Source organism: Vibrio tarriae, assembly GCF_002216685.1.
Classification (GTDB): domain Bacteria; phylum Pseudomonadota; class Gammaproteobacteria; order Enterobacterales; family Vibrionaceae; genus Vibrio; species Vibrio tarriae.
The window spans coordinates 1,245,454-1,261,305 of the sequence record NZ_CP022353.1 but is presented as its reverse complement, the minus strand read 5'-3'; the positions used below and the strand labels follow the sequence as shown (position 1 = coordinate 1,261,305).

The 15,852-nt window shown below is 47.6% G+C and carries 10 protein-coding genes and 1 pseudogene; 2 read left to right on the top strand and 9 right to left on the bottom strand.

What is annotated here, in order from left to right; all coding sequences use genetic code 11:
* Nucleotides 1-11 precede the first annotated feature (11 nt).
* The 6 genes and pseudogenes from CEQ48_RS11455 to CEQ48_RS11430 form a co-directional block, all read right to left on the bottom strand.
* Nucleotides 12-2,868: pseudogene (locus CEQ48_RS11455) on the bottom strand (formate dehydrogenase subunit alpha).
* Between the two features lie 11 nt (nt 2,869-2,879).
* Complete coding sequence (locus CEQ48_RS11450) at nt 2,880-3,077, bottom strand: twin-arginine translocation signal domain-containing protein (protein WP_000711979.1); 198 nt, start codon at nt 3,075-3,077, stop codon at nt 2,880-2,882.
* A 77-nt stretch (nt 3,078-3,154) separates the two neighbouring features.
* Nucleotides 3,155-3,811 carry a TorD/DmsD family molecular chaperone gene (locus CEQ48_RS11445; protein ID WP_089071331.1) on the bottom strand — a complete coding sequence of 219 codons (657 nt, stop codon included), beginning with the start codon at nt 3,809-3,811 and terminating at the stop codon, nt 3,155-3,157.
* A gap of 10 nt (nt 3,812-3,821) precedes the next feature.
* Nucleotides 3,822-5,483, bottom strand: coding sequence for a 4Fe-4S binding protein (locus CEQ48_RS11440; RefSeq protein WP_089071330.1), 1,662 nt, complete (start codon nt 5,481-5,483; stop codon nt 3,822-3,824).
* Between the two features lie 198 nt (nt 5,484-5,681).
* Nucleotides 5,682-6,347 (bottom strand): DUF3306 domain-containing protein, encoded by a 666-nt coding sequence (locus tag CEQ48_RS11435; protein WP_089071329.1) that lies wholly within the window; start codon nt 6,345-6,347, stop codon nt 5,682-5,684.
* Nucleotides 6,274-6,750 (bottom strand): DUF3305 domain-containing protein, encoded by a 477-nt coding sequence (locus CEQ48_RS11430; RefSeq protein ID WP_089071328.1) that lies wholly within the window; start codon nt 6,748-6,750, stop codon nt 6,274-6,276. The genes CEQ48_RS11435 and CEQ48_RS11430 overlap by 74 nt, the downstream gene beginning before the upstream one ends.
* A gap of 225 nt (nt 6,751-6,975) precedes the next feature.
* Between CEQ48_RS11430 and fdhD the strand changes: the two genes are divergently transcribed.
* Nucleotides 6,976-7,812 carry a formate dehydrogenase accessory sulfurtransferase FdhD gene (gene fdhD / locus CEQ48_RS11425; protein WP_089071327.1) on the top strand — a complete coding sequence of 279 codons (837 nt, stop codon included), beginning with the start codon at nt 6,976-6,978 and terminating at the stop codon, nt 7,810-7,812.
* Nucleotides 7,813-8,392: 580 nt separating this feature from the next.
* Nucleotides 8,393-10,210 (top strand): hypothetical protein, encoded by a 1,818-nt coding sequence (locus CEQ48_RS11415; RefSeq protein ID WP_232477886.1) that lies wholly within the window; start codon nt 8,393-8,395, stop codon nt 10,208-10,210.
* A gap of 139 nt (nt 10,211-10,349) precedes the next feature.
* Here CEQ48_RS11415 and CEQ48_RS11410 read toward each other — a convergent pair whose 3' ends face one another.
* The 3 genes from CEQ48_RS11410 to CEQ48_RS11400 form a co-directional block, all read right to left on the bottom strand.
* Entirely contained in the window at nt 10,350-11,942 is a 1,593-nt protein-coding gene (locus tag CEQ48_RS11410; RefSeq protein WP_000625975.1) for an ABC-F family ATPase, read from the bottom strand.
* Nucleotides 11,943-12,152: 210 nt separating this feature from the next.
* Nucleotides 12,153-14,186, bottom strand: a complete 2,034-nt coding sequence (locus CEQ48_RS11405) for a sensor histidine kinase (RefSeq protein WP_089071325.1) — start codon at nt 14,184-14,186, stop codon at nt 12,153-12,155.
* A complete protein-coding gene (locus tag CEQ48_RS11400) occupies nt 14,176-15,630 on the bottom strand; it encodes a sigma-54-dependent transcriptional regulator (protein ID WP_089071324.1) in 1,455 nt (484 codons plus the stop codon). The genes CEQ48_RS11405 and CEQ48_RS11400 overlap by 11 nt, the downstream gene beginning before the upstream one ends.
* Nucleotides 15,631-15,852: the final 222 nt, after the last annotated feature.

Below are 15,852 nucleotides of genomic sequence, written 5' to 3'. Positions count from 1 at the left end.
GGGTAAGCTCCTTACGCTTTACGAATGTTACAGAGGGTGACTTTGGTTTCCTGCATCAAGGTGACAGGATCGTAGCCGTAGGTCGTGGCGGTGTTTGCCGCTTCCCCAACCACGTAAGGCTGTGTCCCTTCTGGGTATTTTGGACGCAGATCTTCACCTTGGAATTTGCCACCAAAGTGGAATGGTAAGAACGCCATGCCCGGTTTCACGCGACGTGTCACCATAGCTTTGACTTTGATGCGGCCTTTCTCTGCACCTTCAACCCAAACCATATCGCCATCCATAAAGCCTAAATCGTTGGCATCTTTCGGGTTCACTTCAACAAACATCTCTTGTTGTAGCTCTGCTAGCCAAGGGTTAGAACGGGTTTCTTCACCACCGCCTTCGTACTCCACTAAGCGACCGGAGGTAAGAATGATCGGGTATTCCACTGATTTATCTTGCGCTTGAATCGATTTGTACAGGGTTGGCACACGGAAGATGAATGCTTGGTCGTCCCACGTGGGGTAATCAGCCAGCAGATCACGGCGTGGTGTATACAGCGGTTCACGGTGCAGCGGTACGCGATCTGGGAATGTCCACACAATCGCACGCGCTTTCGCGTTACCGAATGGAATACAGCCGTGTTTGATCGCGACACGCTGAATACCGCCAGAAAGGTCAGTTTTCCAGTTTTTGCCTTCTGCAGCCGCTTTCTCTTCCGCGGTTAAATCATCCCACCATCCGAGTTGTTTCAGTAGCTTATCGCTAAATTCTGGATAGCCGTCTTGCAGCTCACATCCTTTCGAGTAGCTGTCTTCAGCCAGCAGGCTCTTACCTTCAAACTCCACACCAAAACGGGTACGGAAATTACCGCCACCTTCAGCGACCGTTTTCGAGGTATCGTAAAGAATGTGCGTGCCGGGGTGTTTCATCTCTGGCGTTCCCCAACATGGCCAAGGCATACCGTAAGTATCGCCATTCGCAGGGCCACCTTCGGCAGCAAGCGTGGTTTTGTGGAAGGTGTGCCAGTTCTGTTGGTGCGTTTTCAAACGCTCTGGGCTTTGTCCGGTGTAACCAATCGTCCACATACCGCGGTTAAATTCGCGCGTAATGTCTTCAATCAGTGGCTGATTGTTCTCAACACGAATGTTTTTTACACAGTTGATCGACGATCCCCAGTTTTTGGCTGAGCAGATACATGATTTCGTGGTCAGGTTTGGATTCAAACAGCGGCTCAATCACCTGATCACGCCACTGAATAGAGCGGTTAGACGCCGTCACACTGCCATACGTTTCAAACTGAGTGGTCGCAGGAAGTAGATACACTCCATCCGTGCGATCGTTCATTACCGCCGCAACCGTTGGGTATGGGTCAACAATCACCATCATATCCAGCTTTTGCATCGCTTTTTTCATTTCCACGCCGCGGGTTTGCGAGTTCACCGCATGACCCCAATAGAACATGGCGCGAATGTTTTCACGTTGCTGCAGGTTGTCTTTGTTTTCCAATACACCATCGATCCAGCGAGATACAGGGATCCCCGGAGTTTCCATTGGCAACGCGCCATTGTAGGTACCTTGGTCAAAGCGGTTTTTGATCCACTCAAAATCCACACCCCAAACGCTTGCCCAGTGTTTCCATGAACCTTCGGTCAAACCGTAGTAACCCGGCAGCGTATCGGAAAGCACGCCTAAGTCGGTTGCGCCTTGCACGTTATCGTGACCACGGAAAATGTTGGCGCCGCCGCCCGATTTGCCGATGTTACCCAGTGCCAGCTCAAGGATGCAGTACGCACGAGTATTGTTGTTACCTGTGGTGTGTTGAGTACCACCCATACACCAAACCACACAACCCGGACGGTTTTCCGCAAGGATTTTCGCTGTGTTATAGACTTCTTCTTCGCTTACGCCAGTGACACGCTCAACTTCTGCTGGCGTCCATTTGGCCACTTCAGCGCGGATTTCATCCATACCGAATACACGTTGACGGATGTACTCTTTGTCTTCCCAGTTATTTTTGAACACGTGCCACAGCACGCCCCAAATAAAGGCAACATCACTACCGGGACGCAGTGAGACAAAGTAATCCGCTTTTGCGGCAGTACGGGTACGACGAGGATCGGCAACCACGATTTTGCAGCTGTTTTTCTCTTTCGCGATCAAAATATGCTGCATCGCAACTGGGTGAGCTTCTGCAGGGTTAGAACCAATGAACAGCATCGACTTACAGTTGTGCATGTCATTGAATGAGTTGGTCATTGCACCATAACCCCAAGTGTTTGCTACACCCGCAACCGTGGTGGAGTGGCAAATACGTGCTTGGTGGTCAACGTTGTTGGTGCCCCACAGAGAAGCCATTTTGCGGAACAAATAGGCCTGCTCGTTGCTGTGCTTAGCACTGCCGAGGAAGTAAACTGAATCTGGGCCTGACTCTTCACGGATCTTCAGCGCTTTGTCACCAATTTCATTGATGGCTTGTTCCCAAGAGATCTTCTTCCACTTGCCGCCTTCTAACTTCATTGGGTATTTCAGGCGACGTTCGCCGTGGCCGTGTTCGCGTAATGCTGCGCCTTTTGCACAGTGACCGCCTGCGTTAAATGGGTGATCAAAAGCCGGCTCTTGGCCAGTCCATACACCGTTTTGTACTTCAGCGTAGATACCGCAACCGACGGAACAGTGTGAACAGATGGTACGCTTTACTTCCGTTTTTGCGCTGCGATCCACGTCGCTGGCCTGAGCTTTACGAATCATGCCCGGCGTAAACAAAGAGGCACCTACCGCCGCTCCGCCCGCTGCCAGTGACGTGTTTTTCATAAAGGCACGACGACTAATACCGAGCTGATTTTGCTCTTTGGTCACGCTGTCTGAACGTTTGATGAGTCTCATCGGGTTGGCTCCTATAGCGTGTTGTAGTAATCACGAATGTGTTGAGTTTCGTGATAGCCTTTTTTCAGCGGCTCTTTGCTCTCGGTGCTTGATTCACTGGCGACCGTTTGAGTGCTGACCCCCGCTACGACAGCGCCAGCGACAGCCGCTGTGCCTAACCCTTTAAGCAGATCGCGTCTGCTTTGGTTTACTTGGTTCTCTTTTTTCATCGATTGCTTCCTTATTGCTTAAGTTTTAGCAACTTAGCTGTGCGTCTTAAGACGTCTGTTTTCTAATTCCGGTTTGTTCACTGCTCAGCTTTATCAGTCAGGTTTTTCACCTCGATCCGATATCGATTCTTGCGACTGCTTGGTGCTTGTGTCATCGCCACTTGTTCTAAACTCAAAAAAGCGTCCAGAAGCTGTGCGACGGCTAAATAAAATTGGGCATGAGGAGCCTGACGAATTTGGCTCACCAGCTTGCCAAACCACGGTGCGATATGACGGTTGAAGAACGCTTGTTGCGTCTGCGCATCCGCATTTTCGTCATCACCTTGCTCACATAAATAAGCCATGGTTTCGCACAGCGCCGAGATATGATCTTCTGGTTCACGCACTTGCTCATCACGCTCTAGCCCTAAGCGGCTCAAATCATCACGAATCTCAGCCAGCGGCTTTTCCATCAATGAACCAGTTAGATGCCATGAGGCAAAAGGCACGACTTCACCACGACCGATACCAATAAACAGCTCTTGATACTCGTCAGCCAAAGAGTCAGCTTGAGCGTTTTGTGCGGCGGCGGACATCGCCTGCCACGCTTTCGCCATTTCGGTGCCATTGGTTTCAAAGTCCAATTCGGCTAGAAAGCTGCACAGCTCTGCTGAGGGCACATCGCGCAGCAGTGTGGCGAGCAGCAGGTAAATGTCTGAACGCATAGATTGTGAACCTATGGATTGCTCTTGCATTGCTTTCTCCTTAATACTTGAGCTGCTGCTCAGGGTCATGTGCCATGGCTTCAAACATGTCGACTACCCGACAGTCTTCGCACATCGCAATCCGATTGAGCGCTTCCGGCGTGGCGAAATGCGAGTGACCGCGTAACTTGGCTTGCAACATGGTAATCATGGATTGTGGCGCGAAAGGCTTATGGCAGCGCAGGCACTTAGCGGGTTCTTCTTGATGCAAGGTCACCACACCTTGGCGTGCCGCTTGGTTCCAGTTGAGTTGTGGCGTCGCGCTAAGCGCTTGTTCAGGGCAAGCTTTGACACACAAACCACACTGCACACAATCTTGCTCAATAAAGCGTAGTGCTGGGCTATCACCCACCGGATGCAGTGCACGCGTTGGGCAAACCGCAACACAGCTCATGCATAAAGTACAATCGCTTGCTTGGCATTCAATGGTGCCGTAAGGCGCGCTAATACTGAGTGGTTGAACGCTCGACTGTGCATTGAGTGTTTCTGCTAACGCATCCAGCGCGGTAAACAGACGTTCGCGCTTATTACCGATTAAGTCACCCAACTTAAGCCCAAGCGGCTGTTCACACAGTACCGGCATCCCCTCGCGTAGCGATTCGAGATAAAGAATATCAATCGTCTCTTTGGGCAAACCCAAGTGAGTCAGCAAGCTCTGCGCCATGCTCACTTCTTGGTTGAGAATACGCTGGATAGTGGGCGGCATATGACGGCTCGCTGCAAACAGCACTTGAGTTGCACCGTTAACTAAAGCAGCAAACCAGCTGTCGATGCCGACGGAAGGCAGCTCTTCTACCACCACAGGAATCACGTTATCTGGCAATACCTTAAGTGCCATGACGTTGTAACTTTCATGTCGAGAGCTGCAGATCAGCACTATAGGTTTTTCACCACCAGCTTGATGGTAATTCGCCAGTAATCGCTCAATAAATTTTTGCGTATCGGTAGGATTAGGCAGTGCGTAGTGAATTGCTTCCGTCGGGCAAGCCGTCGCGCAGGTTCCGACGCCCTGACACAGATAAGGGTTAATTTGAATGCGATGGCCTGTTTGATCAGAGCCTTCACTGGACAGTGCGCCAGCAGGACACGCATCCACACAGCGTTCACACCCTTTCACTCCACGTGAGCTGTGCGCGCACAAGTCTGTATCCAGACGGAAATACTTAGGTTTATCGAAGGTACCCATCAGAGTTGGGATCTCTTCCAGCGCATCCGCCAGCTTTGGATAACCGCGTCCTACTGGGAAATAACCGGGCACAGGAACCTCTTCACTCATTAAACCGTTGAGTGACATATCCAATACGATATCAAAGGTGTTTCCATCTATCGCGGCTTGCGCCAAATTGGCTCGTTTACCGTGGTTTTCTACGTTCACCGAGAATGCGCCGAGGAAACCGCTGATTTCTACCGTATCGGCATAGTACAAATTGCTTTGTGTGCCAGGCTCACCATCCACAGAAAGGAGCGTGATTGAAGCCATACTGCTTAGTGGCTCGGTAATACGCTCAATGAGCATCGTGGGTCCAATAATTAAGGTATGGCCGCCACTTTCGTAACTTACGGTAGGAGGAATAAGATTGGTCAACTCAACCGTATGCTCAATCGCATACTGTCTCGCCCGACCGTTTGGAGACGTCGCTTGTTGTAGTAGGTTGTTTAACATTGCTTGCTTCCGCTTATAAGAATCACGAGCGTGTTGGCTCGTTTTACATAAGCTAAAGCAAATAGCGTTCCAAATTTATTTTATTGAAAAATCAGAGAATTTATCGATAACGGGGATGAGAAATGAAAAGCCACAATAAGAGTGAGACATTATGTCTCACTCTACCTATTGAGTAGTAAGTCAAAATGTCCCTAATCTCTATGCGGTATATTTTGTCTCACTATTCAGTGTGTCAGATGCCGCAGTATCGCAAGAAGAAAGCGTATTGTGATCAGAAAGTCGCGCAGAATCCTCAGCGAATTCGAGCGCAGAAGCTGTCGTTTCATCAGGCATACTTTGATCAGGCATCGTTTGTTCAGACATAGCTTTTTCCGGTATAGCTTGTTCAGACTTAACCTCTGGCGTCGTTTCTAGCTCATTACACCATTGGCGTAATGTTTGTGCGACTTGCGTGGTGAGGGTTGCTGTGTTGCTGTAATCCGCGTTGTAATCATCCAGCATACACACTTCACTAAACTCGCCGCTTAAAAACAGCTTACGCAATGCGGCTTTCTTCAGTTCTTGCGAAGCACCGGATACCAACAAACTCGCTACGCTGGGTTCATTATTCTCGGCTGAATGAGGTTGTTCGACCGCATCACTCACCAAACCACTTTTAGTTTCTACCGAAGATTGATTAGCAATCGACTCTGCCTGCACAGGCTCAGAGTTCAAACTCTTTGTGGTATCAAGCGCTTGGTCTGATTCTGCGGTTAATTTACGTTGTGACCAACGAGAGAAAAACGTGTTTTCAGTTGCCACAAGACCTCCCCGCGCCTTCACGTTTCTTGCGGCGAATTTCCAGTAGCTCTCCGTGACGACCAATATAGGCTTCCATCCACGCCTGAACGGGTAGCGGCATATCGGCCGACAGCACCAGATAATCGCTGTCCATATAACGGCTGGCGACGGCTTGCGATGCGCTCAATTGCACGATTTTAAGCGGCTGATCTTCAATCGGATCTTCGGCAACCAAGAACAGTTTTGGCGCTTGTGAGCTCAGATTGAAGCGATAGTCAGTACGCTCGTCACGATACAAGTGTAAGGTTGCGACATATTGACTCTGTGCCTCTGGTGTTAAACTGAAACCGTGCAACATCCACTGCGTGGTTTGCCAACGGCCACGCGAGACCAAACGCGGCTCAAGGTTGCAAGCGAGCGGCCAAGCGCTGTCGGTTTTACTATGAGCGGCATCCGTTAAGGATTCAGGAGAAGTTTGTTCAGTCATAACCCATACTAAATTAACAATCAGAGTAGAAATTAAAGCAATAATTGCGCCATTGGGTACCAGTACCTTGCTTTAAGTAGAGCGACATCATCACTTTTGTTCAGTTTGTTTTTGATTCGGCACCCTTTTTGCTACATTGACGGCACTTTTTCTTATTCGCTCTACCCCAAGATCTGCACTGACAGATCGGCGGTGAATAAAGCGAGCATCACACAGGAATCCAGCGTGGCTAAACCTTCCATCATCAAAACCAGCGAAAATCCTCTGCAAACCATTGAAGTTGAAGTGTATGACGAATACGGCGAAAAACTGGTGAAATCGATCGCTTGCGAACGCCCTCTCACTGTCCTGCTCAACTGGAAAGAGATTGTGACCTTGATGACGCTCGGTTCGCGGCCAGAAGCTTTAGTGCTGGGTTATTTGAAGAACCAAAGTTTTATTTCCGATCCGGAAGCGCTCGATTCCATCATCATTGATTGGGAAACCCATTCGGCCGCGGTGGTCACCCGTGAAAACATTGACCATTTAGAGCCTGCGCTGAAGAAAAAAACCGTCACCTCCGGCTGTGGCCAAGGCACCATGTATGGCAACGTGATGAAGCAGCTTGAGAGTTACCAAGTGCCACAGCAGCCAATTAAACAGTCACAAATTTACGCTGCTCTGGAAGCATTGACTCACTACAACGATACTTACAAAAAAGCCGGCGCGGTGCATGGCTGTGCAATTTGCCAAGAGGATCGGGTGATCTCTTTTGTGGAAGATGTCGGTCGCCACAATGCAGTGGATACTTTGGCCGGTGAAATGTGGCTCAATGGCATGCGTGGGGATGACAAAATTTTCTACACCACAGGCCGTTTAACCTCCGAGATGGTGATTAAAGTGGCGCAAATGGGGATTCCTGTGCTGCTATCGCGCTCGGGTGTGACTCAAATGGGGCTTGAGCTTGCGCAACGTTTTGGTATTACCACGATTGCTCGCGCTTCCGGTCGTCGCTTCCATGTGTACAGTGGCGCAAACAAAGTAGTGTTTGATGTAAAAGGGCAAGCAGAGCACCTGGACTGACTTGTAAATCTCCTCCTATAAGCTATTAGTTGAATGTTGTGGCAATAAAATGAAACAAAAATGCAACATGCAAAACACTCAGTTATCAACGTCATAGGCTTATGGGAGGTGTCCATGTCCGGATCACCTGTAAAAAAAGATCGTATTTTTTCTCTATCGATCAGAGCAAAACTTTTTTAATTAACTTCACATTGCTACTCGGGGTCGGTTTTTACTCATTCTATGAAAATGTCAGTGCTAATCGGCTCACCACTCTCGAAAATGCCGCTACTGAGAATTTATTGAGTGCGATTGATCTCCTCATGCTTCGTCGGCATGAAAAAGATTATTTTGCTCGGCGAAATGAACAGTACATTGAGATATTCGATAAAACCTATCAGCAACTGCAATCTAGGCTAAGTGATTTAGCCAAAACACTATCGGCCGAGTTCCTTTCTACTAACATCTTCTTGGTTCTTTACACCAAATTCACAATGAATAAAAAAGTCAGAGTTGTGTGAATACTCATACAATAAGATCGAATTATAGATTCACCATGTTAATATAAATGTCAACTTTGATATTTACAGGATTATATATTGTGAAATTAAGACCTCTTGCTATTTTTGTTGCACTGGCAACCGTCTCTAGTCATGCGGTCGCAAACCAAGCGATCCTATTTCCAACAGATTCTGCTCAATATGAGAGCTCTACCTTCCGTGTTGGTTCGCAATCCACTAGCAACACTCTCAACCTCGCGGTCGATGATCTGAGTAATAGAGTTAAGACCGTTGTCATACCAGAGCATTATCAGATACAACCAGAATTAGTTGCCGAATTGACAGAAGTTGGTATTCAACAGGGATTTACCGTACTAACCCAAAGCCCAATGTATTTGTGGACGGAAGATAATATGTGGCTGTCTAGAGACGGTGCAAAAGTTTTTCGGCCAACTGCATCATTAGGCTATTCGAAAGATGAGTTTCATAATTTTATTGGTGGATTGGATAAAACTTCACCGTTGGCAATCCTTGAAGGGCATCACAGCAATGGCTCTTTAGATACTCAGGGATTATACGACAGTATGTATAGCCTAGCAGATAGTTATGCTGAAAGATCTGGTGCAGAGCTTGTTAAAACTTTCTCAATCATCGATGGTGGCAACATGCTTGTTGGACATAGAGAGAATGGTTCGCAATACGTACTTGTCGGACGTGATTCTGTTCTGCAAACGGCTTTGTTGTACACCAGATATGACAATGAAAGAGTGGAAGCTAAGAAGCAACAAATGGAACAAACCGGTGGTTTTACCCTCAGCATTGCTAAGCCCAAGATTCATAATATAGAACTAGATCACTATATTCAGTCAAACAATGATCCTGAAATAGATCGACTGATGCTTGATGCACTAGGCTTGCTTCCATCCAATCTCGATTCATTGGAAAAACAAATTGAGTATGCCAAATTTGTACGAGCTAAATATAAGCTTCTCCCCTACTCTCAAGATGAGTCAAAGATCATTATTGATGAATCAAAGTTAAATATTGTTCGTGCGAAAATAAAGTCTCGCTACGAGCAGGTATTGGGGAGAACACTGCCAAAAGAGTTTAATTGGGAACATGAAGTTACAGATGCATATAAACAGCTAACCTACGCAGCGAATCATGCTCAGGACTTTGATCTTTCACTGATTGATGACAAGATTAGAACAATAGCAAGTGATCCAGCTTTGGAAAAACATTATGTGGCAATGTTAGAGGCTGGAGGGCAAATGCGTAAAGGACTTCCTGACTCAGAAGCTCGAACAATAGCAAAGCGTTTTATCGCAATGACCGAAATTGTTGAAGAGAAAATGGCAGAGGAACTGGGAGTAACACGAGATAATCTAATTATACTCACACAGCCAGGCTTCCATATTGATATGCAACTTCGTCCGCTAGAGAAAGGCAAAGTATTAATTAATGATCATGAGTACAACAAAGCCATTGTTAAGTATGCGGCGAATAGTCCGTCTATCACTGAAGAAGAACGAGTCGAGTTGCAAAAAGCACTGACTGATCTCGATAATCAAGCGAAAGATTACAATGAAATACATAAAAAAATTCGCCAACAACTTACTGAGGCCGGTCTAACTCCGGTAAGAACAGCAGGTGCATTCCGTTATGGTAATAAAGATGTCAATTGGATGAATGGCATTATGGGAACTGGTAACTCTAAGTTTTACATTACCAATGCATCCAGCATTTCTGTTTTGAATGATGCTTTTCAACAATGGATCCAACATACTGTACCAGGAATCTCGGTATACTTTGTTGGTAAAGAAGCTGCACCTGATAGCTTCCGAGGAAAGCTAAATCAAGCTGAAAGACTACTCGCAGCACAAGGAGGGCTTGACTGCGTTACTATTCACTTTGAATAAAACTTCACATAGTGGTTTTAAGAGCAGGTCATTAAAAATGAGCGCCCTCATTATAAAAAACGGCCCCACATAGGGGCCGTTCATATTAGTAAACGTGCTATTTAGTTCACTATTTTTATAAAGCACAATGTAATGACAATTAACCCTCAACACCACGTGAACGCAGGAACTCAGCGTAAGTGCCTTTGAAGTCAGTGATTTTACCATCACGAATTTCGATGATGCGGGTTGCCAGTGAGTCTACGAATACGCGGTCATGCGATACAAAGAACAGCGTGCCTTTATATTGCTCTAAGGCGTTGTTCAAAGACTCGATCGATTCCATATCCATGTGGTTGGTTGGCTCATCGAGCAGCAGCATGTTTGGCTTGTGCATCATCAGTTTGCCAAGCAACATACGACCTTGCTCACCACCCGACAGCACTTTCACGGATTTCTTGATGTCATCTTGGCCAAACAGCATACGACCCAAGAAGCTGCGCACCACTTGCTCGTCATCTCCCTCTTGACGCCACTGACCCATCCACTCCATCAAGTTCATGTCTTCGGCGAACTCATGAGCGTGGTCTTGCGCGTAGTAACCAATGTTGGCATTTTCAGACCATTTGTAGCTGCCGCTGCGCGGCTCAAGTACACCCGCTAGTGTGTTCAGCAGTGTCGTTTTACCCGCACCGTTCTCACCGATAATAGCGACACGCTCACCCACTTCAAAAATCGCGTTGAAGTTGCTGAACAGGTCATGATCAAAACCTTGGCTGAGGTTTTCAACAATCAGGGCGTTACGGAACAGCTCTTTCGATTGTTCAAAACGAATGAACGGGTTTTGGCGGCTAGATGCCTTCACTTCATCCAGTTTGATCTTATCAATCTGTCTTGCGCGAGAAGTCGCTTGTTTTGCTTTCGATGCGTTCGCCGAGAAGCGCGCTACGAAGGTTTGCAGTTCAGCAATTTGCGCTTTCTTCTTCGCGTTATCAGACAACAGACGCTCACGCGCTTGAGTTGCCGCGGTCATGTATTCGTCGTAGTTGCCTGGGTAAATACGCAGCTCGCCGTAATCCAAGTCCGCCATGTGGGTACACACTGAGTTTAAGAAGTGGCGGTCATGCGAGATGATGATCATGGTGCAGTTACGCGCATTCAGCGTATCTTCCAACCAGCGAATGGTGTCGATGTCCAAGTTGTTGGTCGGTTCGTCAAGCAGCATGATATCTGGGTCTGCAAACAGGATTTGCGCTAGCAGCACACGCAGTTTCCAACCCGGAGCCACACTGCTCATCAGGCCGTAATGTTGCTCAAGAGGAATACCTACCGCCAGCAGCAGTTCACCCGCTTTGGATTCCGCCATGTAGCCATCCATCTCGGCGAATTCCACTTCGAGATCGGCAACACGCATACCATCTTCTTCGGTCATTTCTGGCAGCGCATAAATACGGTCGCGCTCTTGTTTTACCTTCCACAACTCTTTGTGACCCATGATAACGGTGTCGATGACCGTGAACTCTTCGTACGCAAACTGATCCTGATTCAGTTTAGCGACGCGCTCGTTTGGATCGTAGCTCACGTTACCGCCACTTGGTTCGAGCTCACCACTGAGGATTTTCATGAAGGTGGATTTACCACAGCCATTTGCCCCGATTAGACCGTAGCGATTACCTTCGCCAAACTTAACTGAAATGTTTTCAAACAGTGGCTTAGCGCCAAATTGTTGAGTGATATTCGCTGTAGAAATCAAAGCCTGTACCTTAGTGCGTTAACATTCCCGCCACTTAAAACGGCGCACTTTGAGTGGCTAAATTAAGCTGACAGGGATCACAAATAGAAAAATCTGCGCAACGTTACTTGTTCAGCGCCCAGACTACAAGCCCTGATTTACATAACGCGCATGAAAGTCGGTCATCTCAAGTGAAATGACCGATAAAATAGAACATTTTTCGGATGACTATTATTGAATCAGCAAGGTCTCGCGAAGTTTTGCTTCATTTTTGGAAGGCAGGAAGATACTGAAAGTGCTACCCACACCCAATTCAGACTGCACTTTAATTTCTCCGCCAGATTGGCTAAGCAGACTTTGTGATACAGAAAGTCCAAGCCCCGTACCCTCACGCTTGGTGGTGTAAAACGGATCGAAAATACGTTTGAGGTTTTCCGGCTTAATGCCACAACCTTGATCTTCAATATGGATGACCGCACCGCGACTTTGTCCCTCTTCAACCCAATCTTCGCTACGAATAGTGATACGACCTTTGCCGTTCATGGCATGAATCGCGTTCATCTGTAGGTTAACCAGAATTTGCAGCAGTTGATGGCGATTGACCTCCACCGAATTATGCGCTTTCAGTTCCAGCACAAATTCAATATCGCGCTTTTTCGAACCGGTTTTGACTAAGGTAATACTCTCATCAATGATCGGATTGACGTGCTGCCACGTGATTTCGTCCTGCACTCCGCCTTGGCGACTGTATTGCAACAAGCTGCGGGTGATGTTTCGGATCCGCTCGATTTGCAGCAAGATGGCATCAATTTCCTCTTCGACTCTGCTCGCATCAGCACCAAGCTCAAAACGAATTAGCTCGGTATTACCGAGAATCACGGCGGTAGGGTTATTGATTTCATGGGCAATCCCAGCGGTTAGCTCACCAAGTGCCGCCAGTTTTTCATGCACCACTAACTTATTGCGCGTTTGGTTAAGCAAGGCAATGTGGTGCTCAAGCTGCGCAGTTTTCTCTTGCAAACTGGCGGTGCGCGATTGCACTTTTTCTTCTAACTCATGCGCGGCTTGCACGATTTCTTCATTCCGTTGCTGCAATTGATCCAACATATTGTCGAACTGTTTGGCAAGCTGTGCGAGTTCATGTTTGTCATCAAGCCCAATTTGACCAATACGCTGGTTTTTACCAAGTTGCACCATTTTCACTACACGGTGAATGCGCTCGATTGGACGAAACAGATCGCGTGAGCCGCGGTACACAAACAGGCCTGAAATCACCAGCAGGAAAAGCGTGATGATCCCTACTTCTAAAATATTGGTCACGTAAGCTTTTAAAAACGGCCACATTAAGTAGCCGGTGTACAGCATGCCAATTTCGTTGTGGTATTGATCGCGAATCGGCTCATACGCGGTGATGTACCAAGCATCATACACATACGCCAGATTAACCCACTGCTGACCACCTTTGAGCACTTGATTAAACACTTCGGATGACACCCGTGTGCCTATCGCGCGCCCAGCGTGAATTGTGCTATCCAGTGGCACATTAGTACTGACGCGTAAGTCATCCAAAAACAGGGTTAAAGTGCCCGTTGGGCGAAGCTGGTCTTGATGGCTTGGGTAGATGAGATCTCGAATTTGATCGACTAAGGTTGTGCTGTTATTGAGCAGTAAACCACCATCCAAAAAACCTATGATCTCACCGAACTCATTGTGCACTGGAATCACGGTACGACTGACTAATCCCCGAGTCTCGATCTGTTGAGCATTAAGAATCGGGATTTGCGCTTGCTTGGCTAAATCGGGATCGAGCTTTTCTAGCTCATCAGCATTAAGTACATCAAAGAAAGATTCACGCTTGGTGAGATCGAGATAGCGAAACTTCTGCTCTAAACTATCCACGCGCTCAAAACTTAAGAAATCTAAGCCATAGCGATTTTTTTGATTTTGCACCCAACGCGGCAAGGTACTGAGGGTTTCCGGCTCTTGTAGACGCTTGCGGAAATCGTACGATTCTGCAAAGGCTCGCACGTGATTGGCTTGTTTCTGTTGCAGCAGAGTTACACTGTTTTGCGCCACGCCTAACCGCTCAGACACATCAATTAAAGCGCTGTTCCAGGTGTAGTGCAGTGACCAGTAAATGGTGATCGCAATCAGCGCCAGCAGTGTGAGAAAAATTGGCGCTGAGGTCAGAATCCACAGCCGATAGCGTACGGTGGTTTGAAAACGGTGTCGCCATTTTTGCCACCAAGCCCATCTAGCTTTCATGGCTGAGATCCTCGCTTTCCCACTCTTTGTATTTACGCTCTAGCGTTTTACGTGCCACGCCTAAATCGCGGGCGGCAGCCGATTTATTGCCGTCATACAAGGCCACAATTTGCTGAATATGCGCTTTTTCTACGGAACGCAGAGGCCAATCATTGGGGTATCCAAAGCTAGATTTCGTGACATTGTCACCAGAAGAAACTTTGGCACTGACACTTGGTGACATTGTCACTTCAGGTTCTGCATGAATAGGCAGACCATTGAGCTCTCGCCAATAATGCGCAGGCGGTTTGCCCAATAACAAGCAGCGCTCAATTAAGTTTTTCAACTCGCGAATATTGCCCGGCCAATCATAGTCTTGCATCGAAGAGATATCTTCATACGCCCATTTAGGCATTGGCATCCCCAGTTCCGCACAGAGCATTTTGGTGAAAAACGGCAGCAGTTCGTGCAGATCTTGTTTGCGCTCACGCAGTGGGCTCACTTCGATTTTCAACACATTAAGCCGGTAGTAAAGATCGCCGCGGAAACGCCCATTTTCGACTTCTTGTTGCAAATTGCGGTTGGTGGCGGCCACCACTCGCACGTCCACACTCACCTCTTTTTCCGATCCAACCGGACGAACAGTACGCTGTTCTAACACTCGTAATAAGGAAGCTTGCATGGTCAGTGGCATTTCGCCAATTTCATCCAAAAACAAGGTGCCACCGTTGGCAACGCGAAACAATCCTTCACGACTCTTCTTCGCGCCGGTAAATGCCCCAGAGGTGTGCCCAAACAGTTCACTTTCCAGCAGTTCTGGCGCAATCGCGCCGCAGTTGATCGGCACAAAAGGACCTTGGCGACCACTTGCTTCATGGATGCCACGCGCAACTAACTCTTTACCGGTACCCGATTCCCCTTCAATCAGCACCGAAGCGCGTGACGGAGCAAATTGAACAATGCGCTGCTTGAGCAATTCGGTTTGTACTGAGCTACCGATGATTTGTGTTGTGCAGTGGCGCTGAAAATCACGCTGCAAGGCGTACTGCAAACGCTCATTGAGGCGTTTATTCATACAGCGTTGCACCGCTTGCAGCATTTGTTCGAGGTTAAATGGCTTGAGGATAAAATCGCTTGCCCCCAGTTTGAGAGCACTGATGGCGGTCTCAAGATCCGCGTATCCGGTCATAAAAATCACATCCGCGCGGTGATCCGGATCGGTAAACGCTTCTTCCCATTCAATCCCTGAGCGTCCCGGTAGGTTGATGTCTAAAATCAGCAAGTCGTAGTGATGCTCACTACGCAGCACCTCGGCGTCTTCAATGCTGCCTGCCAAATCGACGCGCGAAAACCATTTACTCAGCGCTTTTTTCAGTACCAGTTGCATACCGACTTCGTCATCAACAACTAAAACAGAGAAAGCTTGATATAAATGGGTTTGATTGAGATCCAAAACTGGTGACATAGAGGGATTCCATAACGTATTGAGACAGAACGACTCAATTAACCTTACATTGGCTAGGCGTAATTTGCGACATTTTGTCCCACACTGTTTAAAGTGTCACTATCTTTAGGTCAGATTTGCCACAAATCACCGACTTTTTGCAGGGAAAATAGCCCTCAATGAGTAAGAATGACGTTGGCATCCCATTTGCTATACCTCTGTTTCGTATAAACTCATCAGCAA

Bases quoted from the DNA above. Each gene is read 5' to 3' on its own strand.
- CEQ48_RS11450 (WP_000711979.1), bottom strand. From the start codon at position 3,077: ATGAAAAAAGAGAACCAAGTAAACCAAAGCAGACGCGATCTGCTTAAA.
- CEQ48_RS11445 (WP_089071331.1), bottom strand. From the start codon at position 3,811: ATGCAAGAGCAATCCATAGGTTCACAATCTATGCGTTCAGACATTTAC.
- CEQ48_RS11440 (WP_089071330.1), bottom strand. From the start codon at position 5,483: ATGTTAAACAACCTACTACAACAAGCGACGTCTCCAAACGGTCGGGCG.
- CEQ48_RS11430 (WP_089071328.1), bottom strand. From the start codon at position 6,750: ATGACTGAACAAACTTCTCCTGAATCCTTAACGGATGCCGCTCATAGT.
- CEQ48_RS11405 (WP_089071325.1), bottom strand. From the start codon at position 14,186: ATGAAAGCTAGATGGGCTTGGTGGCAAAAATGGCGACACCGTTTTCAA.
- CEQ48_RS11400 (WP_089071324.1), bottom strand. From the start codon at position 15,630: ATGTCACCAGTTTTGGATCTCAATCAAACCCATTTATATCAAGCTTTC.